Below are 26,378 nucleotides of genomic sequence, written 5' to 3'. Positions count from 1 at the left end.
GTCCCCAAGGATCTCGAACTCCACCTGGTCCTGGACAACTACGCCACCCACAAGACCGAGCCGGTCAAGAAGTGGCTGCTTCGCCACCCCCGCTTCCACCTGCACTTCACCCCCACCTCGGCGTCCTGGCTCAACCTCGTCGAGCGCTGGTTCGCCGAACTGACCTGCCGCAAACTCCGCCGCTCGGCCCACCGCAGCGTGGTCGAACTCGAACGCGACATCCGCGGCTGGATCAACGAGTGGAACAAGAACCCCAAGCCGTTCGTCTGGACGAAGACCGCCGACGACATCCTCGACACCCTCGCCGCATACTGCACACGAATTAACGACTCAGGACACTAGGGGGACGGCATGGGGTCGCTTTCCCGAGACGTCGAGACCAGCATGGCGGCAAGGGCCGGACGCGGCGCGTGAGTTCTCATGGTGGGGGCTGGAAAGCATGGGCTGGGGCCAATGGGATCGGATGGCCGTCGAAGGGGCCAGGCTCGGGCTGGGCGGCATGGCACTCGACGGAGCCCACGGCCCGATCGACCGTGCGCGAGCCGTCCGCCTGGTCCAACAGGCCCTGGACACGGGGGTCGTCCTGATCGACACGGCCGACTCCTCGCTCCGCGGCACGGTGCGCCGAGTCGTCGGCCGGGCGGTCGCCTCCCGCCGCGGCGACGCGTTGATCGCCGTCCACAGCCGCCCGTTCGACGGCGGCGGCGACGGCGGCGACGTCACGGCGGGGGCGGGCCCCCGGACACTGGTCGCCGACTGCGAACGGGCGCTGAAACAGCTCGGCCTCGACTGCATCGACGTGTACGTGGTGCATCCCGGCGGTCCGGGGGCGCCGATCGAGGAACAGATCGGCGAGCTGAGCGGACTGGTGCAGGCCGGGAAGATCCACGGCGTCGGGGTCGGCGTCGGGATCGGCGGTGCATGTCCGACACAACTGGCCCGCGCCCACGCCACCCACCCCATCGCCGTCCTCGCCGTCGAGTACTCGCTGTGGCAGCGGCAGGCGGAGTGCGAACTTCTCCCGCTGGCCCGGCGGTTGGGCATCAGGCTGATGGCCTGTCAGCCGCTCGGGCGCGGGCTGCTCACCGGCCGGATCACCGCCGCGACACGGCTCGGCGCGCGGGATCCGCGGCGCGTCGACCCCCGGTTCTCGGCCGAGGGGCTGTCGGCCGCCCAGAACTCGCTGCGAGCACTAGAGGCGATCGCCGCCGACACGCATCTCGGGGCGGGGCGACTGGCCCTGGCCTGGCTGCTCTCCCGTGGAGCGGACGTCATTCCGGTGCCGAGCACCCGAGACCCCGTCCATCTGGAGATGAACCTGTCGACCTGTGACCTCCGCCTCGAGCCGGAGACACAGCACAGGTTGAGCGCGATCTTCGGTCGGGGAGGCGGCGATCCGCTCTAGCGGTCGCGCTGCGGCGAGATCAACGACGCGGCGATGCCCTTGTTGACGGCGTCGATTCTCGAATTGGCGTCCAGCTTGGCGAATATGTTGCGCAGATTCCGCTTCACCGTCGCCTCGGACAGGAGAAGCCGATGGGATATCTGGTTGTTCGTGAGGGCCTGCGCCACGAGCCGGAGGATCTCCAGCTCGCGAGGGGAGAGCAGGACGTCGTCCGATCCCTGTAGTTGGGCGAGGGACCCACGGGAGACGGCGAGCACCATGCGGTCGGGGTTGTGCCGAACGCTGCGTATCGCCGATATCAGTTCCCGGTGGTCCACGCTCTTCAGCAGATAACCCCGGATGCCGGCCGCGATCAGCCGCCGAAGCAACTGCGGTCCGTCGTACATGCTCACGATGATGATCTGGGACGTCGGAGAGAGGGCGCGCATCCGGGTCACGGTGTCCGTGGGTTCGCCGCCGGGAATCTCGATGTCCAGCAGGACGATGTCCGGACGGTGCCGTGTGACGCGGGCGACCGCCGCTTCACTGTGGTCGGCCTCGCCCACGACGGTCATGTCGTCCTGGGAGTCGATGATCTCCCGCAGCCCCTCGCGCACCAGGGCGTGATCGTCGACCAGGACGACGGTGATTCCCGCGCCGCCCGCAGCCCGTCCGGCATCGCCTTCCTCACGCTCCGCACGTTCCTTACGTTCCTTACGCGGGCTCACAGGGCGGGCACTTCCTTGAGGGGGATCGCGAACTCCACGACTGTCCCGAGGCCGATCCGACTGTTGATCACCGCTGTTCCCCCGAGCAGCCCTGCCCGCTCCCGCATGCAGGACAGGCCGAGGCCGTCGGTGTCCTCGTGCCGTCGCGCGTCGAAGCCGCAGCCGTCGTCCCTGACCGAGGCGCGGAGTTCATGCGGAGTGACGGTCACGCGGATGAGCACCACGCGGGCGCCGGCATGGCGCAGCGCGTTGTGCGAGGCCTCTCTGACCATGAGGAAGACCTCGTCGAGCACTTCCGGCCGGGCCCACCCTTCGTCTCCGCTGATCTGAAGGTGGACGTCGACGCCGTCGCAGTCGGCTGCTTCCAGATAGTGGACGAGGCTTTTCTCGAGATTCCTCGAGATCTCGCCGGTGTGCAGATCCGAGGTCAGGGCGCGCAGTTCTTTTATGGTGCTCCGGATCGCCAGCCTTGCCTTCTCCACCCTGGCGTTCGCCTTCTCCGGATCGCTCTTCTGATGAATGCCGAAGAGCTCGATGTTTCGATAAGCGGTACTCACCCCATGACCGATTCGGTCATGGAGTTCACGGGCTATCCGACTCTGTTCCTTCACCTGTGCTTCGTGAACGGTTTCGACGAGGAGCGCGGTGTAGCTTTCCAGGGCCTCGTCGACCCGAAAGGAAATACTCTGGTGCAGTGCGGAAGCGATCAGGTTGATGAGGGGCAATGGTCGGGCGAAGGAAGCGACCAGTGCCGACGCCTCGCGAAGAAGAACGGTATGGAGGAGTGCTGAGGCCGTCAGTGATTCCTGGGGGTGGATACCCTGGGCGGCCCGCCGGGCCCCGTCGGCGCGGATCGCCGGCCGGTGGCTCCTGTCTGTCCGAACCCGACCGGATCGAAGGCTCAGCACGACGTCGGCCGTTGTCCGGTCGGCGTGCGTCAGTTCCTGGTCCAGTGTCACCGGATCACGAGCCAAGGCGTGGTCGCCGGCGCGGAGTTCGGCTTCGAATGCTGCCCGAATCCTGGGAGAATGCGTTTCGAGTAATGCGGCCGCTCGATGCGCCTCTGCTGTGAATGCACTGTGAGTCTTCAGCATCCTGGCGCCCCTTCCGTGATGCAGAGAGCCCTATTGGTTGAAGATTAACTCTTCGATGCGGGGGAGGGAGATTGACGCCGTCAGGGAGGCGTCAAGATTCGCGGCGACTTCTGCTCGTTTTCTGCCATGGCCGTCATGCCGGTCCGCCGTTTCATTTGTTGGAAACATCCCGTTTTGCCCGGCATTTCTTTGCTCGTCGTTGGATTCCTTTTTGGGCAATGCGAATGGTGATCCGAGTAGGGCGGGTGGGGTGCGGGCGTCGGTGTCGTGGCCGGTTCTCGCGGGTGCCGCCGTCGCCCTGGCGGGCGCGGTCGGGCCATGGCGTCGGTCATGGGCTCGGGGTGACAGGGGGTTTACCTGCGACGGTGACCGGACGGGGCTGCGACGCTGCTCCTTTCGATACCGGCGGTGACCCTGTCGGTCGCCCTGGGGTGCACGAACGTATCGTCCGGCTTGTTCGCCCCTCGGGATTCTGGTTAGCGTGAATGCGAAAGGCGGGCGATATTTCTCCGGCTCGGCCGACGATGCGGTTATGTAGGATTTCCGTAAACTTCTTGCCTGGTGAAAGTAAAAAATTCTGGGCGATTTCGCGGGGGAGAGGAAGGATGAGCATGTCGCTGATCGAGCGCGACGAGTCGGTGGACCTCCTGACCGGGCTGCTGTCCGACGCCATGGCGGGCCGGGGCCGGACCGTCCTGGTCGGCGGAGCCGTGGCGGTGGGCAAGAGCGCGCTCCTGGAGGCCGTCGCCGACGCGGCGGCGACGGCCGGTGCCCTGGTACTGGTGGCGGCGGCCTCGGAAGCGGAGACACCGATGTCCTTGGGCGTGATGGGCCAACTGCTGTGCAACGCGCCCCTCACCGCCGAAGAACGGGCGAACGTCGACCGGCTGCTCGACGTCGCGGCGGACGGCGGCCCCGGCGCACGACAACTCCCCATGGACCCGCGCGACGCTCACACCGTGTGCGCGGTACTGCTCGCGCTCTCCGCGCGGCAGCCGCTCGCCATCGTCGTCGACGACGTACACCATGCCGACCAGGCGTCCCTGACCTGCCTGTCCCACCTCGTGCGGCGCATGCACACGGCCCGCATCATGGCCGCGTTCGGCCACGCGGAGCAGGCACCGTACCGACACACCGGATTCCGGCTGGAGTTGCTGCGCAGGCCCGGCAACCGCATTCTTCAGGTGCCCCTGCTCACGGGGTGCGGGGTCCGGGCCATGACCGCCGACCGGCTGGGAGCCGAGGACGCCGACCGGCTCGCGGCCGACTGCCATGCCGTCAGCGGAGGCAATCCGCTGCTCCTGGAGGCGCTGCTCACCGGTCATCAGGCCGCCTTGCGCACCGTGGCCCCGGGCGGCGCTGCCAGAGGCTGCTCGGCCGAACTCGTGGTGGCCGACGGATACGGCCATGCCGTCGTCTCCTGTCTGCGCCGCTCGGGCTCCCGGGCCCTGACCGTGGCTCGGGGACTCGCGGTGCTCGGCTCGCCGGACGGAGTCGACCGACTGCTGGGGCTCGACCCCGGAAACGTCGACGAGACCTTGCGCGACCTGATGGCGGCCGGGCTGCTCGACGCCGGGACCTTCCGGCACCGCGTGGCCAGGTCCGCCGTACTCACGGACATGGACTCCTCGCAGCGCACCGAACTGCACGGCAGGGCAGCCGAGTTGACGCACGCCGAGGGGGCACTCGCCACCGTCGTCGCCGACCACCTGGTCGCCGCGTCCCACCCCGGAGCGCCCTGGACCGTCCCGGTGCTGGAGCGGGCCGCCGAGCTGGCCCTGTCCGAAGGCTTGACCGAGGGTGCCGTGGAATACCTCAGACTGGCCTGCCGCACCTGTGCCGACGAGCGTCGGCTGAGCAGGCTGAAGACCGCGCTCGTGCAGGCCGAATGGTGCGTCAACCCCAGCGCGCCGACCCCGTATCTCGCCGACCTCGCCGACGCGCAACGCCGGGGCCACCTGCGGGCCGGTGACGCCGTGGTGCTGGCCAGGGCGCTGCTGTGGCACGGGCGGTTCGCGGCGGCGAAGGACGTACTGCTCCGACTCGGCCGCTCCGGTGCGCCGCAGGATTCGGAGACCGCGCACGAACTGCGGATCGCCCGGTCCTGGCTGCGCTGCACCTACCCGCCCGTCCTGGAGTGCCTGCCCCGGGCCGAGCCGGAACCGCACCGCCAGGACCTTCCCTCGCTCGCCGTCGATCAGCGGCTGGAGGCCGCCGGCACTCTCGACTCCGTACTCGGCGCAGAGCCGTCCACGCAGGCGTGGTCCCAGGCCGAACGCGTACTGAGCCGCACCCGGTTGGGCGAGACGGGCATGGACACCGTTGAATCCGCCCTGCTGGCCCTGACCTACGGGCAGCGGCTCGACCGCGCCGCACTGCGCTGCGACGGCCTGCTCGACGAAGCCGTCGTACGCCGATCCCCCGGCCGACAGGCCAGGTTGCTGGCCATCCGGGCCGAAATCGCGTTGCGGCAAGGTGACTTGCCCGGCGCGGAGCGGAACGCGCGGCAGGCGCTGCGGGTCCTCCCGGCGGGCGGTTGGGGAGTGACCGTGGGGTCGCCGCTGGCTAGTCTGCTGATGGCGCTGACCGCCATGGGCGCGTACGAGGACGCGGCTCGCCAACTCGCCCTGCCCGTACCGGAGACGATGATGCAGAGCCGGCACGGACTGCACTACTTGCGGGCCAGAGGGCGATACCACCTCTGCACGGGACAACCGGACGCCGCACTGCGCGACTTCCGCGCCTGCGGTGAACTCATGGGCCGGTGGGGACTGGACGTCCCGGGCCTGATCGCCTGGCGCAACGAGTCGGCGGAGGCGCTCCTCCTCCAGAGCAGGCCGGACGAGGCACGACAGCTCCTGGAGGAGCAGCTCGACCGGTGCGGTCCGACCACGACACGGGAACGCGGGGCGGCGCTGCGGATCCTCGCGGGCACCGTCCCCGTGCGGCGACGTCCCCTTCTGCTGCGGAAGGCCGCGGACGCGCTCCAGGGCACCGGTGACCGCTACGAACTGGCCCGGGCGCTGACGGATCTCACACGGGCCTATGTCGACCTGGGGGAGCTCCGGCTCGCCCGCCTGGTCGGCCGCCGGACCTGGGACCTCGTCGAGCAGTGCCGCGCCCGCCCGCTCGCCCTCGTGCTGGGAACCGGCCTCGGCCGGATCGGGCCCGGGACGGACGAGGACCCGGCGCCGACCGAATCCGGGCAGATGCTCAGCGAGGCGGAACAGCGTGTCGTCGAACTGGCCGCCCACGGATACACCAACCGCGAAATAGCCAAGCGGCTGTACGTCACCGTGAGCACGGTCGAGCAGCATCTCACGCACGCCTACCGCAAACTCAACGTCACCCGGGCGGAACTCCCGTCGGTACTGGCGTCCTTGACAAGCTGACATCCGAAAGCCCGTCCGGGTTATTGACGTGCCGGCGACAACGGTGGCTTGATGAACGATACGTATATGTGGGAGCGCTCCCATATATACGTACGGCGTACCGCGCACCGCTACCACGCACCGCTACCACGCACCGCTCACCGCACTGCCACTCCCACTCCCGCCCCACTCCGGGAAGGACACCCCGTGCGCAGCAGACATCACCCCCTCCTCGCCGCTCTCCTGGCCGCTCTGCTCGTCCTCGCCGCCGGTCTCGGTCTGGCCGGCGCTCCGTCCGCCGCCGCCGCGACCCCCGTACGGATCATGCCGCTCGGCGACTCCATCACCGGCTCCCCGGGCTGCTGGCGCTCCCTCCTCTGGAACCAGTTGGAGAGCGCCGGTTACACCGACATCGACTTCGTCGGCACGCTGAACGCCCAGGCGTGCGCCCTCACGCACGACGCCGACAACGAAGGCCACGGCGGCTTCCAGGTCACCGCCACCGCCGACCAGAACCTGCTGCCCGGATGGCTGGCGGCGACCCTGCCGGACATCGTTGTCATGCACTTCGGCACCAACGACGTCTGGAGCAGCATCGCGCCGGACACCATCCTCGCCGCGTACACCAAGCTGGTCGGCCAGATGCGGGCCAGCAACCCGGCGATGAAGGTGCTGGTCGCCCAGCTCATCCCGATCAACCCGAGCGGTTGCGCCGAGTGCGCCGCTCGTACGGTGGCCTTCAACCAGCGCATTCCGGCGTGGGCCCAGGGCATCACCACCGCGCAGTCGCCGGTGACCGTCGTCGACCAGTGGACGGGCTTCGACTCGGCCACCGACACCAACGACGGCGTCCACCCCAACGCCTCCGGCGACGCGAAGATCGCGGCGCGCTGGTACCCGGCGCTGTCGGCGCTGCTCACCCCGAGCGACCCGAGCGACCCGGGTGACCCCGGGAACGGTGGCTGCTCGGCGACTTTCCGGGCGGCGTCGGTGTGGCAGGGCGGTTACCAGGGTGAGGTGACGGTCACCAACACCTCGTCCACGGCGGCGATCTCTTCCTGGGCGGTGGCCCTCGGCCTCCCGACGGGCAGCCAGGTCACCCAGGTCTGGAACGGCGCGCTGACCGGGACGACGGTGCGCAACGCCGGGTGGAACGGCACGCTGACGGCGGGCGCGAGCACCACCTTCGGCTTCCTCGCGAGCACATCGGCCACGGCGGGCACGCCCACGGCGACGGCCACCTGCTCGGCGTCGTAGAAGCAGCGCGGACCCGAGCTCTCATCGAGCCTCTCGTCGAAGCCTCTCGTCGAACCTTTCATCGGCCTTCGCACTGCCTTCGCCCTGTCCGGCCCAGGGATGTCAAGGCAGTGTCAAGGTCCCCGTGATCAGTGCCAAGGAACCGCTAACAACCGCCCCGTTCGGTCGCCGGAAGCGCTTCGATAGAGAGAAGTGACCCGTCCCTCGGGGGAGTTGAGCCAGTGAGCGAGCGCGTCGGCGGCGATGAGTGGTGACGGACGGCCCGGACGGCTGAAGGTCTACCTCGGGGCGGCTCCGGGGGTGGGCAAGACCTACCGGATGCTCGACGAGGCGCGGCGTCGGGCCGCCCGTGGTGCGGATGTCGTGGTCGGCTTCGCCGAGTGCCACGGCCGGCCGCGCACGGAGGCGATGCTGGACGGCCTGGAGGTCGTCCCGCGTGCCCGCTGCGTCCACCGTGGCGGCGAGTGCGAGGAGATGGACCTCGCGGCCGTGCTGGCCCGCCGTCCGCAGGTGGCGGTCGTCGACGAGTTCGCCCACCGCAACGTCCCGGGTGACGGCCGTAACGCCATGCGCCGGCAGGACATCGAGGCCGAGACGATGTCGTCTTTGGCCCGCAGCATCGTCCGCGGCGACGCGACCATCCCGGCCCTCCTGGAACGCACCCGCGAAACCTTCGGCATGAACTCGGCAGAACTCGTCACCGAACCGCCCGATGCCGAATCGCTGGACCCCGAACCGCTGGACCGCTCACCGCTCGACGCGGAATCGTCCGACGCCGAGCCGCTGGCCCCGTCACTGCTCGACGCGGAATCGTCCGACGCCGAGCCGCTGGCCTCGTCACCGCTCGACGCGGAACCGCCCGACCCCGAACCCCTAGACCGCCCACCGCTCAACGCCGAACCGCCCGCCCCCGAGCCGCCCGATGCCGAACCGCCCGACGCCGAGGGCGTCACTGCCGTCACTCCCGTCACCGCCGTCACCGTCGTGCCAGCCGGTCCCGGTGCGTATCTGCTGCTGCGAGGGCGGTCGCTGTCCGGCTCCGAGCGGCGGGTGCTTGCCGCGTTCGCCGCGCATGTGGGGGCCGCTGTCGAGCGGGCCCGGCTGGCCGAGGCGGTGGCCGAGGTGGAGCCCGTGAAGGCGGCCGACCGGATGCGTACGGCGCTGCTGCGGGCCGTCGGGCACGACCTGCGCACCCCGCTCGCCGCCGGCTGGGCGGCCGTCACCTCGCTGCGCAGCCGGGACGTGGAGTTCACCCCGGAGGACCGCGACGAACTCCTCGCCACCGCCGACGAGTCCATGGCCAAGCTCAGTCGCCTGGTCGAGAACCTGCTCGACCTCAGCCGCCTGGAGGCCGGCGTCCTGCCGCTGAACCTGAGGGCCACGACCCTGGAGGAGGTGCTCCCGACGGCGCTCGCGGACGTGCCGGTGGCCGAGGCGCGGGACGTGGAGCGGATCCCGGCGGTGCTGGCCGATCCTCCGTTGCTGGAGCGCGTCGTCGCCAACCTGGTCGGCAACGCGGCCCGGCACACGCCGCCCGGGCAGCAGGTGCTGGTCACCGCCAGCGCGCTTGCGGGACGCGTGGAGCTGCGGGTCGTCGACCGGGGGCCCGGCCTGCCCGCCGACGGCCGTGAGCGGCTCTTCGAGCCGTTCCAGCGGCTCGGGGACACCAACAACACCACCGGTCTCGGCCTCGGTCTGGCCCTCGCCCGGGGCCTGACCGAGGCGATGAACGGCACCCTCACCCCCGAGGACACCCCGGGCGGCGGCCTGACGATGGTCGTATCACTGCCCTGTGCGCAGCAGGACGAGGAGCGCCGTACGGATCCGGACGGCCGGGACGCAGGCCGGTCGGAGGCCGGATCGCCGCCCTTTGACGAGGCCCTGGCTACGGGGCTCTGACGGCGCTGTCACCTGGGGCACAGGCCCGTCAAGGTCCCGTCAAAGTCGGCGGTTTCGGCGCGAAGAAGCCGCAAAGGACGGTCGGTCTCGGTCGGAATCGGACCCACCCTGAGTGGACCGCGCGCACCTCAGCCCTCGTGCGCGGCCCTGGAAGAAGGAGCACGCGCCGATGTCCGTCCTGACCCTGGAGCCGGGCGCGACCCCCGCCGGTGAAGAGCCGCCCGATACCGGCGAGCGCCACCGGCTCACCGCTGTCACCGGCCTCGCCGCCCTCTCGCTCGACGCCATGGCGTCGGTGGCCTACGGCCCCGAGGCGATCGTCCTCGTCCTCGCCGCGGCCGGCGCCCACGGCCTCGGTTTCACGCTGCCGGTGACGCTGGCCATCGCGGGTCTGCTGGCGGTGCTGGTCGCCTCGTACCGGCAGGTGATCGCGGCCTTCCCGGACGGCGGCGGGTCGTACGCCGTCGCGAGGACGCATCTGGGCGCGCGCACCAGCCTGGTCGCGGCCGCGTCCCTGGTCCTGGACTACGTGCTCAACGTCGCCGTCGCCGTCACCGCCGGTGTCGCCGCGCTGACCTCGGCCTTCCCGGAGCTGTACGGGGACCGCCTGTGGGTGTGCCTGGCGGTGCTGGTGCTGATCACGGCGGTGAACCTGCGGGGCATCGTGGAGTCGGCGAAGGTGTTCATCGTGCCGACCGTGGTGTTCGTCGGCTCGATCCTCGTCCTGATCGTCGTCGGGCTGTTCCGGTCGGGCCCGGTCAGCACCGTCACCGCGGACGGGCACGCTTCGGTGCTGGCCGACAACGCGACCACGGTGGGCGCACTGCTGTTGCTGAAAGCTTTCGCCTCCGGTTGCGCGGCCCTCACCGGCGTCGAGGCGATCGCCAACGCGGTCCCTTCCTTCCGGGTGCCGCGTGTGAAGCGGGCCCAGCATGCCGAGGTCGCGCTCGGCGCCGTACTCGGTGTGATGCTGATCGGCCTGTCGGTGCTGATCTCCCGCTTCCACCTCCAGCCGGTCCAGGGCGTCACCGTCCTCGCCCAGCTCGCGGACGCCTCCCTGGGCCACAACTGGGCTTTCTACGTCATCCAGTTCGCCACGATGATCCTGCTGGCGCTGTCCGCGAACACGTCCTTCGGCGGGCTGCCGGTGCTGCTGAAACTGCTCGCCCGCGACAACTACCTCCCGCACGTCTTCGCCCTGAAGGCCGACCGCCAGGTGCACCGGCATGGCGTCCTGGCTCTGGCAGTGGTGTCGGCGGCGCTGCTGGTGTTCTCCGGCGGCGACACCAACACCCTCGTGCCGCTGTTCGCGATCGGCGTCTTCGTCGGCTTCACCGTCGCGCAGGTGGGCATGGTCCGGCACTGGCGGCTCGAACGCGGGCCGGGGTGGCGGGGCAAGGCCCTGCTCAACGGCTTCGGCGCGCTCCTGACCGGCGTGGCGACCGTCGTCGTGACGGCGAGCAAGTTCGCGGAGGGCGCCTGGCTGGTCGTGGTCGCGCTCCCGCTGCTCGTGGCGGCCTTCGGCGCCGTGCACCGCGCCTACGCCCGCATCGGGGAGAGCCTGGGCCTGGGACGCATCCCCGAGCCCCCGCACCGCGCACGCTCCCTGGTGATCGTGCCGGTGTCGTCCCTCTCCCGCCTGACGTCCGAGGCGCTGACCGCGGCGGCCTCGCTGGGCGACGAGGTGCGCGCGGTCACCGTCTGCCACCCCGACCCCGAGGACCGCAGCGCGCTCCACGCGCTGGAGCGCGCCTGGGCCGAGTGGGACCCCGGGATACCGCTGGTCCGGCTGTCCTGGCAGCACCGCAGCCTGGGCCGTCCCATCGCCGCGTACGTCCGTGAGGTCGCGGCGGCGGAACCGGCCACCCAGGTCACCGTCCTGATCCCGGAGACGGAGCCGGAACGCCTGTGGCAGCGCCTGTTGCAGAACCAGCGCGGCGCGGTCGTCGCCCACGCCGTACGGCGCGAGACGGACGCGGTCATCTGCCGCCTGCGCTTCCGCCTGCTCTGAGAGCCACGGACGGCGTGGAGGGCTACGGGGACTCGGACGGGTCCAAGGTCAGTTCCGCCCAGATGGTCTTGCCGGTGTTGGTGTGGCGGGTGCCCCAGCCGCGGCTGACCTGTGCCACGAGGAGCAGGCCGCGACCGCCCTCGTCGTAGGTGCGGGCGCGCCGCAGGTGGGGCGCGGTGTTGCCGGCGTCCGAGACCTCGCAGATGAGGTGGCGGCCCCGGAGCAGGCGCAACCGGATGGGCGGTTCGGCGTGCCGGATCGCGTTCGTGACCAGCTCGCTGACCACCAGTTCGGTGGCGAAGGACGCCTCCTGCGCGTGCCACGCCTCGAGTTGCGCGCTGACGAGTTTGCGCGCCCCGGCCACCACGGCGGGATCGGCCGGCAGCTCCCAGGTGGCGACATCCCCGGGGTCGAGCGCCTGGGTGCGGGCGACGAGCAGGGCGATGTCGTCGGCGGGATCCTTCGGAGGCACGGTGGCGAGCACGAGGTCGCAGAGATCGTCCAGGGACGCCACGGGACCGGCGAGGGCGTTGCGCAGCCGCGCGGTCCCCTCGTCGATGTCCTGGTCGCGGGACTCCACCAACCCGTCGCTGTAGAGGGCGAGCAGGCTGCCCTCGGGGAGGGTGACCTCGATGGTCTCGAACGGCAGCCCGCCCAGCCCCAGCGGGGGACCGGCGGGTACGTCCAGGAAGCTCACGTCGCCCGCGGGGCTGACCACGGCGGGCACCGGGTGGCCCGCGCGGGACAGCGTGCAGACGCGGGAGACCGGGTCGTAGACCGCGTACAGGCAGGTCGCGCCGAGGCCGGTGGCCATCTCGGCGGCCTGGTCCCACGCGGCCCCGTCGGCGTCCGCGTCCGCCGACAGCCGGATGACGAGGTCGTCGAGATGGGTGAGCAGTTCGTCGGGGGGAAGGTCGATGTCGGCGAGGGTCCGGACGGCGGTCCGCAGCCGCCCCATGATCGCCGACGCCTGGACGCCGTGCCCCACCACGTCGCCGACGACCAGCGCGACCCGGGCGCCGGACAGCGGGATCAGGTCGAACCAGTCCCCGCCCACCCCTGCCAGGGTGTCCGTCGGCAGGTACCGGAACGCCGCCTCCACCGCGGGCTGGGCGGGCAGCCGCTGCGGCAGCAGGGCCGTCTGGAGCGCCAGCGCGGTCTCCCGCTCGCGCGCGTAACGGCGCGCGTTGTCGATGCAGACCGCGGCCCGGGCGGTGATCTCCTCGGCCAGCAGCAGATCGCCCGCGCTGAAGGACTCCGGCCGTCGGTGCCGCAGGAACACGACAACGCCCAGGGTGTGGCCACGGGCCGTCAGCGGCACGGCCATGACGGAGTGGATGCCGAAGGCGCGGACCGACTCCTCCCGCCCGGGATGCCCCACCGACCAGTCGGCGGAATCCGGGTCGAACGCGGCATGGAGCACGGGCCGGCCGGTGACCAGGCACTCCGCCGTGGGGGAGTTCGCGGCGTAGCTGTCCACCTCGCCGGGGCGCAGCACCGCCTCGGCGACGCCCGGCAGCACGGACTGCTGGGCCACCCGGCGCAGCAGGAACGTGCCGTCCGCAGTCAGCCCGGACATCGCCGCTCCCGGTGGCGGCGTCTCGGCGCGCTCGACGTCCGGAAGGAGATCGACGGTGGCGAAGTCGGCGAACTCCGGGACGGCCACGTCGGCCAGTTCCTGGGCGGTGCGGGCGACGCTCAACGTCGTCCCGATGCGGGTGCCGGCGTCGTTCAGCAGTTGGAGCCGGGTGCGCGCCCAGTACTGCTCGGTCATGTCGTGGGCCGACAGCCCCACGCCGCGCAGGACGCCCTTCTCGTTCCGTAGCGGGAACAGCGACAGCGACCAGGCCTGCTTGCGGATCTCCCCGGAGACGCGTACTTCGACCTCCACGTCCTGGGCCTCACCGGTCTCCAGCACTTGGGCCATCCGCTGCTCGACCCGTGCGAACTCGGGGTGGGCCGCCAGCTCGGCGTGCCGAAGCCCGCGCATCTCCGCCTCACTCAGGTTCAGGGCGCGCTCGGCGAACTGGTTGGCCTGCCGCAGGCGCAGGTTCGTGTCGTAGGTCTCCAGCGAGCAGCAGGTCGCCTGGTAGAAGCCCCACACGGGCAGCTTCTCCGCGTCCTCGTCGTGGGCGGCGGTGCCGGCGAGCGGGGAGAACAGCAGCCAGTCGGGGGCGCTGCCCTCGTCCTGCCGGTGGTGGGCCAGCAGCCGGGCTGTCACCCGGTGCCCGTCCTGGTGCCGCAGCCGGACCGTGCCGCTCCACCTCGGCAGGGCCGGCAGTCCACGCAGTGCCGCCGCGGAGATCTCCTCGTCGAGCAGGTCGGCGGCCGGTCTGCCGATGACCTGTGCGGACGGGTAGCCCAGCAGCTTGCGAGCGCCCTCGCTCCATTCGGCGATCATGCCGTGGTCGTCGACGACGGCACGCGCCGTAAGGGGGTCGTCGGACAGGTCGACTGAGTTCGGCGGGTCGACGTCGTGGGTGTCTCGCCGTCCCTCCACCGTCTCACCTCCACCCGGAGCGCGCTTTCCGATCAGATGTGCGTATCTCTTTCTCTCGCATCCATAGTGCTACGTTCCGCGTGCAACGTCCCGGTATGCGCTCCTGGGGAAAGCCGGTTGCCGGGTGCGTCAGGGGGTCCTGAAGCACCCGGCAACCGGTTGCTGAAGCGCCGCGCGCCGACTACGACAGAGTCGGCAGCTCCTCCGTGGCCGGCAGGGTCGGCAGGGTCGGCAGTTCGGGGAGGCTGGGCAGGGCGCCGCCCAGGAGCCCGGTGATCGCGCCGAGCACCGGAGCCAGGAGCCCGGTGACCGCGCCCAGCACCGCACCGAGGTCGAGCGAGGTCAGCGCGGTGAGCAGTCCGCTGACCGCCGACTGGAGCTGCGCCACCAGATCCGAGACGGGGTCGGCGGCAGCCACCCCCGCCCGGTTCGATGTGGGTGTCGTGGCACCTGCCCGCTCTTTCAGCCGCTGCTGGAGGGAGGCGTTCGCCTTCTCGACGGCTTTCGCGACCGTGGCCGCCTCGGTCGCGTCGAGGGGGCCGGCCGTCCGGTCGGCGAGGCCGGACAGCGCGTCCAGCATCGGGTCGAGCGCGCCGTCGTGGCGGTCCGCCTGGTCGATTACGGCGAGTTGTGCCAGTACGGCGTCCGGCTCGGCGAAGTACCGCGCCGCCGCGGCACCACCCGCGGCCTCCCGAGGTATGTCGGCGGTGGCGGCGGCGGTGCCTGCCGGACCGAAGATCAACGCGGCGCAGACCACAGGTGACAGGAGGAGGCCACGGGATACGAGGGCACGCATGCACAGTCCTTTCGAAAACTGTTCTTGGGGCCACCGTGCGAACCACCGCACCCCGCCGCAACCGATCACGCCCCCGCTCCCCGCCCCCGCCCTCCACCGATACGACGCTGACCTGTACCTTTGCCCCCTGGCCGCGGTGATCGACACCACGGCGGCATTCGGCCGTCAGAGGACGTGCCCCTCGGTGCCCGGGCCCGCGGCCGTTCAGCGCCGGGGCGGGGTCAGGACAGGAAGCCTCCGTAGGGGCCGTTGAGGATCTGGTTCTTCTGGCTCTGGCTGAAGTGGGTGTTGGGGTAGTCGTAGAAGGACGCCGACATCGGTGTGCCGTCGGTCGAGGACGAGTCCGGCAGGCCGAAGGAGTGGCCGAGTTCGTGCACCATTCCGCCGTACCAGCGGTTCATCGGCTCGCCGCTGGTGCCGGCGGCGCCGTTGGCGTCGTGTCCGCTCAGGATGACCCAGCCGGTGTTGCCGCCGCCGCCCGCGCCCTCTCCCTCGGCGCTGATCTCGCCGACGTTGAGCCAGCGGCTGTCGGGGTTGCCGAGGGCGAATTTCCTGGCGAGTTCGTTCTGCATGTTCGTGACGGTCCACCAGTAACGGTCACCGCCGTTGGGCGTGTTCTCGTACCAGCTCCTGGGGTGGTCACCGTTGACGACCTCGACCACGGGGCTGTTCAGCGTGAAGGTCTTGCCGAGTTCCTGCCGGTAGTAGCGCTGTGCTTCGCGCATCACATTGGCGATGCCGTCGGGGTACCGCTGGTCGAACGGGACGTCGGAGGGCTTCAGCCAGTACACCCGGACGGTCTTCGCCGGGGGAGTGGTCGGAGGTGTGGTCGGGGGCGTGGTCGGGCCGCTGCTGCCGGCGAAGGTGGGCAGCCGCCAGGTCCGTGACATCGCGTTGGTGCAGGGCGACTGGACGAGGCCGGTGTTCTCGGCCGAGGAGTCGCCGGCCGGGGCGACGCATTTGCCGGAGTGAACCGCCTGCACGCTGAAGACGTTGCTCGTTCCGCCGACCGTCACGGGTACGAGACGGAACTTCTGGTCGGCTCCGGAGCCGCAGGTCCGCTGGACGATCGTGGCGTTGTCGGCGCCGGACGCTCCGTTGACGGCCACGCATTTCCCGCCGGCCGACGTGCCGATGCCGTACTGGTCGGTGGTGCCGGCGACCGGGGTGAAGGTGAAGGTCTGGTTGGCCTCGCCGTGGCAGGACCATTGGATGAGCTGGACGCCGTCGGCCGTGGAACTGCCCGGTACGTCCAGGCAGTTGCCGCCGTTCTGGTTGACCACGGTGGAGGTGAACGCCGTCGCGGCGTGGCCGGGCGGTGCGAGCGCGACGGTGCCCATGACCGTACCGACCAGCATGGTGAGCACGGTCGCCCAGAGGCAGAGGAACCGGCGTGAGCGGGTCGCCGCCGGCGTGGTCGTAGGGGTGGAGCCCGGACTCGTGGTGGGGGAGGGGGCGGTGGGTCCCGCGAGGACCGCCGTCCGTCGTTTTCTCATCGGTTGCTCCGTCATGTAGTGCTCATGACATATGCCTGTGCACGTGCGGATTCCGCGTTCTCGGGCGGTGCTGAAACAACCTGAAAGGTTTTCGCAACGTAGGTGTGGGCCCCGGAAGTGTCAAGAGACATGCACGCGGTGGGCCCACCCGGTTTCCGGCGTCTCAGAAAACCTTTTCGGCTCGTTTCTCGTAGGCCTCGCCCAGGTGGTCCCGCAGTCGTGCGTGGCGGAATTGGTAGACCGCGCCGGACCGGCGCAGTACGCCGCGCTGGTAGGCGTCGTCCAGGAAGGCGTCCACGGTGCGCGGGAGCCGTCCCGTCAGGGGCAGCCAGACGCGGGCGAGGACGACCCAGCGGCCCCAGGCGGTCAGGGTGCCGAGTCCGAGGCCGACCGCGAGCGCGGCCGCGAGCCCACTCCCGAGCGCCGGCCAGAAGCCGTTCACGAGCCCGACGACGATCCCGTACCCGAGCCCGGTCACCAGCCCGACCGCGAGCATCTGGGTGAGTACCGTCCTGCGGTTGGTGTCCAGCAGTGCCGACGGGCCGGCGAAAGTTTCTCTCTCGGCACTCTCGTAGACGGCCTCGAACCCGGCCATGAGCGCGACCGTGAGTCCGACCGCGAGCCCGAGTCCGATCCCGAGCAGGAACCCGTTCCCGAACACCAACGCGATCACGAGCCAGGGACAACCCAGGAAAACGCAATAGGCCGCGCCTCCGAGGCCGAACACGACGCCGAACACCAGGCCGGCCGCGAGCCCGCCCCGAACTCGGGGGAGGAAGCTCTCCCGCACCTTCTTCGTCCCGCCCCGGAGCTGTATCCGCATGCGCGACGGCTCGAACGCCGGGCCGCCGACCTCGAGCTTCGTGGCGAACCCGTGGATGAGCCCGAAGGCCGGCCCGATCCCGAGCCCGTTGAGCACGATGTCGACGACTCCCTCCCCGAACCACCACGCCCGCCCGTACACGATCCCGAGCGTGGACCCGAAGGCGATTCCGACCGCGAGCCAGGACAGGAGTCCGACCGTGACCCCGACCACGAGCATGCGTGCGGAGAGGGTCATGCTCGTGCCCAGCCGCCACCATTCGATGTCCTGTGTCCTGAGTTCTCTCAGGTGCGCCGCGAGGTAGCCGAGCCAGTGCCGGGCGCGTTCTGGGTCCCAGCGCCGGTGGTCCGCCGCGGGCCGGTTGCTGAGGAAGCGGGCGTAGGCGGCGGGGACGAAGTTGTCCAAGAGGTGGGTTTCCAGGGCTCCTTGAGTGCTGCCGAGCTCCTCGTCGTCCAGCAGCTCCGACGGGTCGCGGTCGGATTCGTAGACGGCGCGGGCGAGCGTGACCATCAGGGGGCTCGTCAGCACGGCGGTGAGATGGGTGCCGGCCCGTGTCCGGGGGCGGCGAGCCAACTCGCCCAGTACGTACGTCCATCTGGTCGGGGCGGTGGTGTCCGCGGTGTCGGGGAGGGGCGTGCGGGTGGCGCGCCGCAGGTAGGCGAGCGTGTCGTCGAGGGGGAGGGCGGTCAGTTCGATGCCGACGGCGGCGGGCACCACCTTGGTCGCCTGCACGGCGTCTTCGAGTCCGTCGCGGCGACTGGTCACCAGCAACGGCCGGGTACTGCCGTTGAGTTCCCGCAGCGCGTGGGCGCGCAGGCCCCTGGCGATCTCGTCGAACCCGTCCAGGATCGGCAGGACGTAGCCCGCCTCGACCAGCGCCCTGGCCCACGTCGATCCTCTGGAGTCGACCCCGGCCAGAAAGGGGTGGTCCCGCTCCAACTGGCCGATCATCCAGTCCCGTAGCGAGGTGTTGTCGGGATCCCACGATCCCAGACTGAAGATCACGGGTATCGGGGCCTTGTCGGCGTCGGGCGGCAGCTTCAGCCTCGTCCGTGCGAAACGTAACGCCAGGACGGTCTTTCCGGAGCCGGGACCGCCCAGCACCATGAACCAGCCGGACCGGGTCCGCTCGTAAAGGGCCGCCAGTTCGTCCAGTTGACCGGCCAGGTCCATCGGAGAAGGCTCTGCCGCCTCGGTCTCCTCCGTCTCCTCGGCGGCGGAGGCTGTTGACCTCGCGCGCGAGCACGGCGGCCTGCTCCGCCAGCGCGTCGTCGTCGGCGCCGCGTACGGCGGCCGGGGCCGCCGGCCTCGGTTGCAGTTCGCGCAGGACGGCGACAGCGGCCGCGGCGGCGTTCTCGGCGGCCCGGAGCTGAGAGCCCTTGGCGTCCTCGGTGGACTTGGCCGCGTCGGCCTTGTCGCTGATGCCCCGGATGACCAACGCGTCGGCGTGACCGGCGAGATGGACGGCGTGGGCGACACCCGAGCTCTCCATCTCGATGGCGGCGGCGTCGTTGTACGTGCGCTTGATGCGGGCGGCGAGTTCGGAGTCGGCGTCCGCGAGAACGACGTCCCCGACCGCGATCGGCTTGAAGTGCGCCGTGCCGCGCAGCGCCTCCTTGGCCGCCTGCTCCAGACGGTGCGAGGCACGCCAGGCCTCCGGGCGGTCCAGGAAACCGTCCGGGGTCTGCTTGCCGCCGTGGATGGCGTACACCTTCGTCGCGACCACGACGTCGCCGATCTCGACGTCGTCCTTGAGCCCGCCCGCGACGCCGACGAACAGCACCGCCTCGGGCTCCAGCCACGTCAGCACGCGCTCGGTGAGCGTGGCCGCGGCGAGGGTGCCCTCGCCCGTTTCCACCAGGGCGATGTGCCACGGCGTGCCGGGGAGTCTGCCCCGGCGGGCCCGCGTGCCGTAGCCCGGGTGCGTGAGCTTCTCGACGTCCGCCAGGTGGGTGAGGACGGCGCTGTATTCGAGCGACAGGGCGGTGAGGATCGCCACGGTGGGCGCGGTAGGCAAGGTGGGGCTTGTCTGCGGCACGGTGTCGACCGTACTGCCAAGTGGGGCGTCCGGGACGGGTGTTGAGCGAGGTCAGACGTCAGGCGCGCACCGGGTCCACCCGCCACCCGGGCACCGGCGCGTGGGCGTCATGGGGCGGCGGGGAGTTCCTGTTCGGCCCAGATCGTCTTGCCGGTGTAGGTGTGGCGGGTGCCCCAGCTCTGGGTGAGCTGGGCGACCAGGAGGAGTCCGCGGCCGCCTTCGTCGAAGGTGCGGGCCCGGCGCAGATGCGGGGCGGAGCTGCTGGCGTCGGAGACCTCGCAGATCAGGTTGCGGTCGCGGATCAACCGGAGCTGGATGGGGGGTGCGCCGTACCGGATGGCGTTGGTGACCAGCTCGCTGACGATCAGTTCGGTGACGAAGGCGGCCTCCTCCAGGCCCCAGATGTCCAGTTGACGGCAGGCGTTCTTGCGGGTCTCGGCGACCGAGGCGGGGTCGGCCGGCACGTCCCACGTGGCGACGTGGGCGGCGTCCAGGGCCCGGGTGCGGGCCACGAGCAGCGCCACGTCGTCGGCCGGGCGCTCCGGGAGAAGCGTCTCCAGCACGGTGTCGCAGGTGTCCTCCAGCGACGAGGTCGGCCGGGCCAGGGTCGCGCGCAGGGCGTCGAGGCCCTCGTCGATGTCGCGGTCACGGGCCTCGACGAGCCCGTCCGTGTACAGCGCGAGGACACTGCCCTCGGGCAACTCGATCTCGGTGGTCTCGAACGGCATGCCGCCCAGCCCCAGCGGCGGGCCCGCCGGGACGTCGAGGAACTCCACCGTTCCGTCCGGGGTCTTCAGCGCGGGCAGGGGGTGGCCGGCCCGGGCCAGTGTGCAGTGCCGCGAGACCGGGTCGTAGACCGCGTACAGGCAGGTGGCGCCGATGCCGGCGGCGGTGTCGGCCGCGCGTTCGGCCTCGGCGGACAGGTGGAGGACGAGGTCGTCCAGGTGGGTGAGGAGTTCGTCGGGCGGCAGATCCACGTCGGCCAGCGTGCGTACGGCGGTGCGCAGCCGACCCATGGTGGCCGAGGCCTGGATGCCGTGCCCGACGACGTCGCCGACGACGAGCGCGACCCGCGCGCCGGACAGCGGGATCACGTCGTACCAGTCGCCGCCGACGCCGGCCTGGGTGCTGGCGGGCAGGTAGCGGGAGGCGACGTCGACGGCGGCCTGCGGGGGCAGCCGCTGCGGCAGCAGACTGCTCTGGAGGGTGAGGGAGGTGCGGCGCTCGCGGGTGTAGCGGCGGGCGTTGTCGATGCAGACGGCGGCCCTCGCGGTGATCTCCTCGCCCAGCAGCAGATCGTCCTGCTCGAAGGGTTCCGGGCGGCGGTGGCGGGAGAAGGTGGCCACGCCGAGGGTGATGCCCCGGGCCCGCATCGGCACGGCGAGCACCGAGTGGAAGCCGTACCGCCGCACCCGGTCGGCCCGGTCCGGGACCTGGCTCGCCCACCTGTCGATGGCGGGTTCGGTCACCTTGCGGATCAGCGGGCGGTCGGCGGCCAGGCACTCGGCGGCGGGCGACGCGTCCGGGTAGACGGCCACGGCCCCGTACTCGATGACGGCCTCGGGGCAGCCCTCCAGGACGGACTGGTTGGCGACCCGGCGCAGCACGACAGGGCCGGCCGGCGGACCGGCGGGCGGATCGTCACCGCCTTCGATGGCGGGCAGCAGGTCGACGGTGACGAAGTCCGCGAAGCGGGGGATGGCCACGTCGGCGAGTTCCTGCGCGGTACGGGCGAGGTCCAGGGTGCTGCCGATGCGCACGCTCGCGTCGTTCAGCAGGGCCAGCCGCCCCCGGGCCACATGCTCCTCGGTCGTGTCGTGGGCTGCGAGGAGCACGCCCCGTACCCTTCCCTCGGCGTCCCGCACGGGGGTGAGCGACGTGGTCCAGATGCTCTCGCGGTCGTGGCCGACCATGCGCAGGGTCTGCTGCAGATGCTGCTGCTCGCCGGTCTCCAGCGCCCGGCGCATGCACTCTTCCGTCCGGTCGCCCTCCGGGTCCACCACGATCTCCGACACACGCAGCCCCCGCACCGCCGCCTCGGGCAGGCCGATCACGCGCTCCATGTCGGCGTTCGCCCGCCGCAGCCGCAGACCGGTGTCGTAGAGCGCCGTCGCGGACGGGGACGCGGCGAACGCCCACGTCACCAGCGCGTCGTCCTGGGCCGACGACACCGGGAGGGCCAGCGGCGAGACCAGCAGCCACTCGCCGGCCGCCCTGTTCTTCCGGTGGTGCGCCAGCAGGTTCACCGTGCGGGGGTGGCCGTCCCGGTGCAGGAGCCGGACCGCCCCGCTCCACCTCCGCAGGGTCCGCAGAGACGGCAGGGACGGCAGGTCCTGCGTGGGCGGCTCCCCGGCGAGCAGCCGCGCCGCGGGCCGGCCGACGACCTCCGCGGACCGGTGTCCGAGCAGCCGCCGCGCTCCCTCGTTCCACGCGGTGACGACGCCGTGCGCGTCGACCGTGGCACGGGCCGTGGCCGCCTCGTCGACGGGATCGTCAGACCCCCGCGCCACCTGGTCGCCGCCGGTGGCATCGGAACCCGTCATCGCGCTCATCCGCCCTCGCCTCGGTCTTTCCACCGTGCGCCCGGGTCCGGCCAGGAGCAACCGAACCAATGGGCGGAATAGCTGAATATATAGGATTAATCATAAGGTAAAGGCGAAAAACCCATCGGCCCGTCGGCGGTCATCAGTGCGTCGACGAGGGAGGGCGTGCCATGACTGCCACGACTGCCACCAGCGCGGAGACATGGCCGGACGCGGCCGAGTGGACGGGGAAGATCTACAGCGGCGGCTGGCGGCAGGCCGAGGGCGGCACCCAGCCGGTGTACGAACCCGCCACCGGAGCGCGGCTGGCGGAGGTGGGCGTGGCGTCGCCCGGGGACGTCGCCCGGGCCGGTGCCCTGGCCGCCCGCGCCCAGCGGGACTGGGCGGCCGTGTCGCCCGCGGAGCGCGCCGAGGTCCTGCTCCGCGCTGCCCGGGAACTGCGCGAGCACAGCGACGCGATCCGCGAGTGGATCGTCAGGGAGTCCGCCGGCGTCCCGGCGAAGGGCGACTACGAGATCGCGGCCGGACTCAGCCAGCTCGCGCAGGCCGCCGGGATGGCGTCGCTGCCCCTCGGCGAGATCCTCAGCCCGTCGCTGCCCGGCCAGTCCAGCTACGCGTGGCGGGTGCCGCTGGGGGTGGTCGGCGTCATCAACCCCTGGAACGCGCCCCTGTTGTTCGCCATGCGGGTCCTCGCGCCCGCCCTCGTGCTGGGCAACGCCGTCCTGCTCAAACCCGATCCGCGCACCCCGGTGTCCGGTGGCGTCGTCGTGGCGCGGCTGTTCGAGGACGCCGGACTGCCCGAGGGGCTGCTCCATGTCCTGCCCGGAGGCCCTGGCACCGGTGAGGCCGTGGTGGCCGATCCGCACGTCGCCATGGTCTCGTTCACCGGCTCAGCCCGGGCCGGGCGGGCCGTCGCCCGCGCCGCCGGCGACGGGCTCAAGCGGGTCGCCCTGGAACTCGGCGGCAAGAACTCGATCGTCGTACTGGACGACGCGGACGTCGCCGCCGCGGCGGCCGGCGCGATGAGCACCTTCGGCTACCAGGGGCAGGCCTGCGTCGCCGCCGGACGCCATCTCGTGCACGCCGACCTCGTGGAGCCGTACACCGAGGCGCTGATCGGGCACGCCCAGGCGCTGCGGCTCGGCGACCCCCGCGACGACGGGGTGGACCTCGGCCCGGTGATCGACGAGCGGCAGGCCGCGCGGATCGAGCGCATCGTGGACGAGAGCGTGGCCGCCGGGGCCCGGGTACGGGCCGGCGGACGCCGTGACGGACTGTTCTACCCGCCGACCGTCCTGGACCGGGTCGCGCGCGCCATGCCCGCCTTCGGCGAGGAGATCTTCGGGCCGGTCGCCCCCATCATCGCCTTCCGCACCGACGCCGAGGCCCTCGACATCGCCAACGACACCGCGTACGGGCTGGCGGCGGCCGTCCACTCCCGTTCGCTGCCGCGAGCCACCGCCTTCGCCGGACAGGTGCGTACGGGCATGGTGCACATCAACGACGTGACCGCGAAGGACGCCGCGAACGCGCCCTTCGGCGGAATGGGCGCGTCGGGCAACGGCTCCCGCATCGGGGGCACCGCCAACCTGGAACAGTTCACCCAGTGGCGCTGGACGACGCTGCCCGGGACGGTCTGACCTCAGCCGGTGGCGGCGCCGAACCACCGGGGCAGTCGGCCGAGCAGCTCCCGCTGGTCCTCGCCGACCCAGGCCACGTGACCGTCCGGCCGCAACAGGACGGCGGGCACGTCCAGTTCCTCGCTGACGTCGACGACATGGTCGACCCGGTCCGCCCAACCCGCCACCGACAGCAGGCCGCCGGTCTGGTCGAGCAGCAGACCGCGGCCGGTACGCGTCAACTCGTAGAGGCGGCCTCGTTTCAGTTTCACGTCACGCAGCCGCCGGCCCAGCAGTTCGTGGCCCTCGCCGAAGTCGTAACGGACCCCGACGGCCGTGATGATGCCGGTCACGTACTCGTTCACCTCCTCGAAGTCCATCAGCTTCGAGAACAGCTCCCGCAGCGCGGTCGCCCCCGGATCGGTCCCCAACAGGGTCATCTGCGCACGGGTGTTGGCCAGGACGGCCGCGCCCACCGGATGCCGTTCGGCGTGGTAGCTGTCCAACAGGTCTTCCGGCGCCCAGCCGTTGACGGCGGCGGCCAGTTTCCAGCCGAGGTTGAACGCGTCCTGCACACCGAGGTTGAGGCCCTGCCCGCCGGTCGGCGGGTGGATGTGCGCCGCGTCGCCGGCCAGCAGCACCCGGCCCACCCGGTAGCGCTCGGCCTGCCGGGTGGCGTCGCCGAACCGGGACAGCCAGCGCGGCGAGTGCACGCCGAAGTCGGTGCCCGCGAAGGCCCGTAGCTGCCGCTTGAATTCGTCGAGGGTCGGCGGGTTCGCCCGGTCCTCGGCCACGCCCTCGGCGGGTACGCCGATGCGGTACACCCCCGGGTGCCCGTCCACGTCCGGGATGGCGCCGAACCGCAGTTGGGTCCTGCGGACCTCCTCGACGGCGGCGGCGATCGTCGCCGGATCCTCGGTCGCCTCCATGTCGCCCAGCAGCGTCTCGACCGTGGAGGGCTCACCGGGGAAGCCGACACCGAGCCGCTTGCGGACCGTGCTGCGGCCGCCGTCGCACCCGACGAGGTAGCGCGAGCGCAACCGCGTGCCGTCCGCCAGCTCGACGCTCACGCCGTCGTCGTCCTGACTCACTTCGACCACGTCGCAGCCGCGCCGGATCTCGGCTCCCAGTTCGAGGGCGCGTTCGTTCAGCAGCCGCTCGGTGGCCGGCTGTGAGGCGGCGAGGCCGTACGGGTGCGCCGTGTCCAAGCGGTCCGGCCACGGCTTGATGACGCCGCCGAAGAGACCGCCGACCTGGAACTTGTCACCGACCGCGAGGAACCGGTCCAGCAGGCCGCGCTGGTCCATCAGCTCGACGCTGCGCGCGTGCAGGCCGCGGCCGCGGGACTGCTCGGTCGGCTCGGCCAACCGCTCCAGCACGACCACGTGCACGCCGTGCAGCCGCAGCTCGCAGGCCAGCATCAGACCGGTCGGTCCACCGCCGACCACGATCACGTCCATCATCGGAACACCCATTCGACGAGAACCGGGAGGGAAAGTCGGCCAGCCGCCCGCGCGTCCCATACCTCGACGAATGCGAGCGTATGTCGCGAATCTCTCGTTTCCGCAGGTTCTGGCCTCGGTCGGCCATTCTGCGGCAGCACCGGGGCCTTGCCGCAAGCCCCCCGGTGCGCTATACGTTGGGAGTGGCAAGGAGTGCGTGACTCCTTGCCTTTGTTGTTTCCGCGCCTTTGTTGTTTCCGTCAGGCCCCGCCGCCGTCGTGCGGCGCGGCGGTCGACCTGCGGACCACGAGGTGGGTGCCCACCTCCATGTGATCCATCAGCAGTTGCTGCCCGTCGATGACGGACAGCAGCGCGCGGGCCGCCTTCTGGCCCATGTCGTGCAGCGGCTGACGCACGGTGGTCAGGCCGGGGAAGCTCTGCGCCGCCTGCGGGAGGTCGTCGAAGCCGACGACGGAGAAGTCGGTGGGCACGGTGAGACCGCACGCCCGCGCGGCGTCTATGGCACCCAGCGCCATCAGGTCCGCGCCCGCGACGACCGCCGTCGGACGGTGGTCGGTGATGAGGCGGGAGGCCGCCCGGAAGCCGCTGGCGTAGGAGAAGTCGCACGAGGCGACCAGTTGCTCGTCGACCTTCAGCCCGGCGAGCCGCATCGCGTCCTCGAAGCCCTGGAAGCGGATGGACGTGCTTTCGAGGTCCTCCTCGCCGCGCAGGTAGGCGATCCGGGTGTGGCCCAGGTCGATCAGGTGCTGGGTGCCCTGGCGCATCCCGTGGTAGTTGTCGACGCTCAGCCGGGGCAGCGGCACGTCCAGGCGACGGGGGTCGATGATGACGCAGGGCAGTTTCTGCCGGCGCAGCAGCCGGATCGTCTCGTCCTCCAGGACGGGCGCGATCATGAGGACACCGTCGACGAGACCGCGGCCCAGGAACTCCAGCCGGTCCTTCTCCCGCGCCGCGTCGTGGTACGAGGCGTTGACCAGCAGCTCCTGCTCGGCGCCCGCCAGCTCGTCGGCGACGCCGCGGAGGATCTCCAGTCCGTACTGACTGGTCAGGTCCAGCGCGATCAGTCCGATGAGCCCGCTGCGGCCGGCCTTGAGGTTGCGGGCCGAGACGTTCGGCCGGTAACCGAGCCGCCCGGCCACCTCCATGACGCGCCGCCGCGTCTCCTCGGAGGCCCCCGGCTTGCCGTTCACGACGTTGGACACGGTCATCGCGGAGACACCCGCCTCTTCGGCCACCTGCGCGATGGTCACCCGCCCTGCCACCCCAACTCCTCGCCTTTATCACCTACGCGAACACTGGCGGAAACTTTAACGTTAAGTTGCCGCGGGCGTCAATGGCGGTCCCGCGCGGGCGCTC

At 71.2% G+C, this 26,378-nt stretch carries 16 protein-coding genes and 1 pseudogene; 7 read left to right on the top strand and 10 right to left on the bottom strand.

What is annotated here, in order from left to right; all coding sequences use genetic code 11:
• Together BMZ82_RS29420 and BMZ82_RS29415 are read left to right on the top strand one after the other, a co-directional pair.
• A partial coding sequence (locus BMZ82_RS29420; protein ID WP_177244714.1) for a transposase occupies positions 1-342 on the top strand: 342 nt, incomplete at its 5' end.
• 121 nt (positions 343-463) lie between these two features.
• The gene (locus tag BMZ82_RS29415; RefSeq protein ID WP_177244713.1) at positions 464-1,405 is read left to right on the top strand and encodes an aldo/keto reductase; all 942 of its coding nucleotides are present in this window, start codon (positions 464-466) and stop codon (positions 1,403-1,405) included.
• Here the strand turns inward: BMZ82_RS29415 and BMZ82_RS29410 are convergent.
• On the bottom strand, positions 1,402-2,112 hold the full coding sequence (locus BMZ82_RS29410; protein ID WP_256252177.1) for a response regulator transcription factor: 711 nt from the start codon (positions 2,110-2,112) through the stop codon (positions 1,402-1,404). The two genes, BMZ82_RS29415 and BMZ82_RS29410, sit on opposite strands and share 4 nt — an antisense overlap.
• Positions 2,109-3,206 carry a sensor histidine kinase gene (locus BMZ82_RS29405; protein WP_093780430.1) on the bottom strand — a complete coding sequence of 366 codons (1,098 nt, stop codon included), beginning with the start codon at positions 3,204-3,206 and terminating at the stop codon, positions 2,109-2,111. Before BMZ82_RS29405 ends, BMZ82_RS29410 begins: the two co-directional genes overlap by 4 nt.
• Before the next feature lie 605 nt (positions 3,207-3,811).
• On the opposite strand from BMZ82_RS29405, the gene BMZ82_RS29400 reads away from it, so the two are divergent.
• From BMZ82_RS29400 to BMZ82_RS29385, 4 genes are all read left to right on the top strand, one after another.
• Positions 3,812-6,598, top strand: a complete 2,787-nt coding sequence (locus BMZ82_RS29400; RefSeq protein ID WP_218159058.1) for an AAA family ATPase — start codon at positions 3,812-3,814, stop codon at positions 6,596-6,598.
• A 186-nt stretch (positions 6,599-6,784) separates the two neighbouring features.
• The gene (locus BMZ82_RS29395) at positions 6,785-7,834 is read left to right on the top strand and encodes a GDSL-type esterase/lipase family protein (protein WP_256252176.1); all 1,050 of its coding nucleotides are present in this window, start codon (positions 6,785-6,787) and stop codon (positions 7,832-7,834) included.
• A gap of 243 nt (positions 7,835-8,077) precedes the next feature.
• Complete coding sequence (locus BMZ82_RS29390; protein WP_256252175.1) at positions 8,078-9,733, top strand: ATP-binding protein; 1,656 nt, start codon at positions 8,078-8,080, stop codon at positions 9,731-9,733.
• Positions 9,734-9,902: 169 nt separating this feature from the next.
• Positions 9,903-11,744, top strand: a complete 1,842-nt coding sequence (locus BMZ82_RS29385) for an APC family permease (protein ID WP_093780427.1) — start codon at positions 9,903-9,905, stop codon at positions 11,742-11,744.
• A 22-nt stretch (positions 11,745-11,766) separates the two neighbouring features.
• Here the strand turns inward: BMZ82_RS29385 and BMZ82_RS29380 are convergent, their stop codons facing one another.
• The 6 genes and pseudogenes from BMZ82_RS29380 to BMZ82_RS29355 all read right to left on the bottom strand — a co-directional run bounded on the left by BMZ82_RS29380 (position 11,767) and on the right by BMZ82_RS29355 (position 21,940).
• Entirely contained in the window at positions 11,767-14,244 is a 2,478-nt protein-coding gene (locus BMZ82_RS29380; protein WP_256252174.1) for a SpoIIE family protein phosphatase, read from the bottom strand.
• A 181-nt stretch (positions 14,245-14,425) separates the two neighbouring features.
• Positions 14,426-15,040: a hypothetical protein gene (locus BMZ82_RS29375; RefSeq protein ID WP_093780426.1), complete on the bottom strand. Its 615-nt coding sequence runs from the start codon at positions 15,038-15,040 to the stop codon at positions 14,426-14,428.
• A gap of 221 nt (positions 15,041-15,261) precedes the next feature.
• Positions 15,262-16,536, bottom strand: a complete 1,275-nt coding sequence (locus BMZ82_RS29370) for an RICIN domain-containing protein (protein ID WP_218159057.1) — start codon at positions 16,534-16,536, stop codon at positions 15,262-15,264.
• 163 nt (positions 16,537-16,699) lie between these two features.
• Positions 16,700-18,532 (bottom strand): NACHT domain-containing protein, encoded by a 1,833-nt coding sequence (locus BMZ82_RS29365; RefSeq protein WP_093780424.1) that lies wholly within the window; start codon positions 18,530-18,532, stop codon positions 16,700-16,702.
• Between the two features lie 121 nt (positions 18,533-18,653).
• Positions 18,654-19,376 (bottom strand): annotated as a pseudogene (locus tag BMZ82_RS29360) (nucleosidase); the annotation flags it as partial.
• A 128-nt stretch (positions 19,377-19,504) separates the two neighbouring features.
• Entirely contained in the window at positions 19,505-21,940 is a 2,436-nt protein-coding gene (locus BMZ82_RS29355) for a SpoIIE family protein phosphatase (RefSeq protein WP_256252173.1), read from the bottom strand.
• 170 nt (positions 21,941-22,110) lie between these two features.
• Here BMZ82_RS29355 and BMZ82_RS29350 point away from each other — a divergent pair, with 170 nt between their 5' ends.
• The gene (locus BMZ82_RS29350) at positions 22,111-23,580 is read left to right on the top strand and encodes an aldehyde dehydrogenase family protein (RefSeq protein ID WP_093780422.1); all 1,470 of its coding nucleotides are present in this window, start codon (positions 22,111-22,113) and stop codon (positions 23,578-23,580) included.
• Between the two features lie 2 nt (positions 23,581-23,582).
• On the opposite strand, the gene rox is transcribed toward BMZ82_RS29350, so the two are convergent.
• Both rox and BMZ82_RS29340 read right to left on the bottom strand, forming a co-directional pair.
• Positions 23,583-25,022: a rifampin monooxygenase gene (gene rox / locus BMZ82_RS29345; RefSeq protein WP_093780421.1), complete on the bottom strand. Its 1,440-nt coding sequence runs from the start codon at positions 25,020-25,022 to the stop codon at positions 23,583-23,585.
• A gap of 239 nt (positions 25,023-25,261) precedes the next feature.
• Entirely contained in the window at positions 25,262-26,284 is a 1,023-nt protein-coding gene (locus BMZ82_RS29340) for a LacI family DNA-binding transcriptional regulator (protein ID WP_093780420.1), read from the bottom strand.
• Between the last annotated feature and the right edge of the window lie 94 nt (positions 26,285-26,378).

Source organism: Streptomyces sp. yr375, assembly GCF_900110755.1.
In the GTDB taxonomy this organism is placed as follows: domain Bacteria; phylum Actinomycetota; class Actinomycetes; order Streptomycetales; family Streptomycetaceae; genus Streptomyces.
Note: the sequence above shows the minus strand (reverse complement) of the source record. Positions and strands in the feature narration are given on the sequence as shown.

Excerpts from the sequence above, each read along its gene's own strand:
- BMZ82_RS29385 (WP_093780427.1), top strand. The coding sequence starts at position 9,903 with ATGTCCGTCCTGACCCTGGAGCCGGGCGCGACCCCCGCCGGTGAAGAG.
- BMZ82_RS29365 (WP_093780424.1), bottom strand. The coding sequence starts at position 18,532 with ATGGACCTGGCCGGTCAACTGGACGAACTGGCGGCCCTTTACGAGCGG.
- rox (WP_093780421.1), bottom strand. The coding sequence starts at position 25,022 with ATGATGGACGTGATCGTGGTCGGCGGTGGACCGACCGGTCTGATGCTG.
- BMZ82_RS29400 (WP_218159058.1), top strand. The coding sequence starts at position 3,812 with ATGAGCATGTCGCTGATCGAGCGCGACGAGTCGGTGGACCTCCTGACC.
- BMZ82_RS29405 (WP_093780430.1), bottom strand. The coding sequence starts at position 3,206 with ATGCTGAAGACTCACAGTGCATTCACAGCAGAGGCGCATCGAGCGGCC.
- BMZ82_RS29375 (WP_093780426.1), bottom strand. The coding sequence starts at position 15,040 with ATGCGTGCCCTCGTATCCCGTGGCCTCCTCCTGTCACCTGTGGTCTGC.
- BMZ82_RS29415 (WP_177244713.1), top strand. The coding sequence starts at position 464 with ATGGCCGTCGAAGGGGCCAGGCTCGGGCTGGGCGGCATGGCACTCGAC.
- BMZ82_RS29390 (WP_256252175.1), top strand. The coding sequence starts at position 8,078 with ATGAGTGGTGACGGACGGCCCGGACGGCTGAAGGTCTACCTCGGGGCG.
- BMZ82_RS29370 (WP_218159057.1), bottom strand. The coding sequence starts at position 16,536 with ATGAGAAAACGACGGACGGCGGTCCTCGCGGGACCCACCGCCCCCTCC.
- BMZ82_RS29355 (WP_256252173.1), bottom strand. The coding sequence starts at position 21,940 with ATGACGGGTTCCGATGCCACCGGCGGCGACCAGGTGGCGCGGGGGTCT.
- BMZ82_RS29350 (WP_093780422.1), top strand. The coding sequence starts at position 22,111 with ATGACTGCCACGACTGCCACCAGCGCGGAGACATGGCCGGACGCGGCC.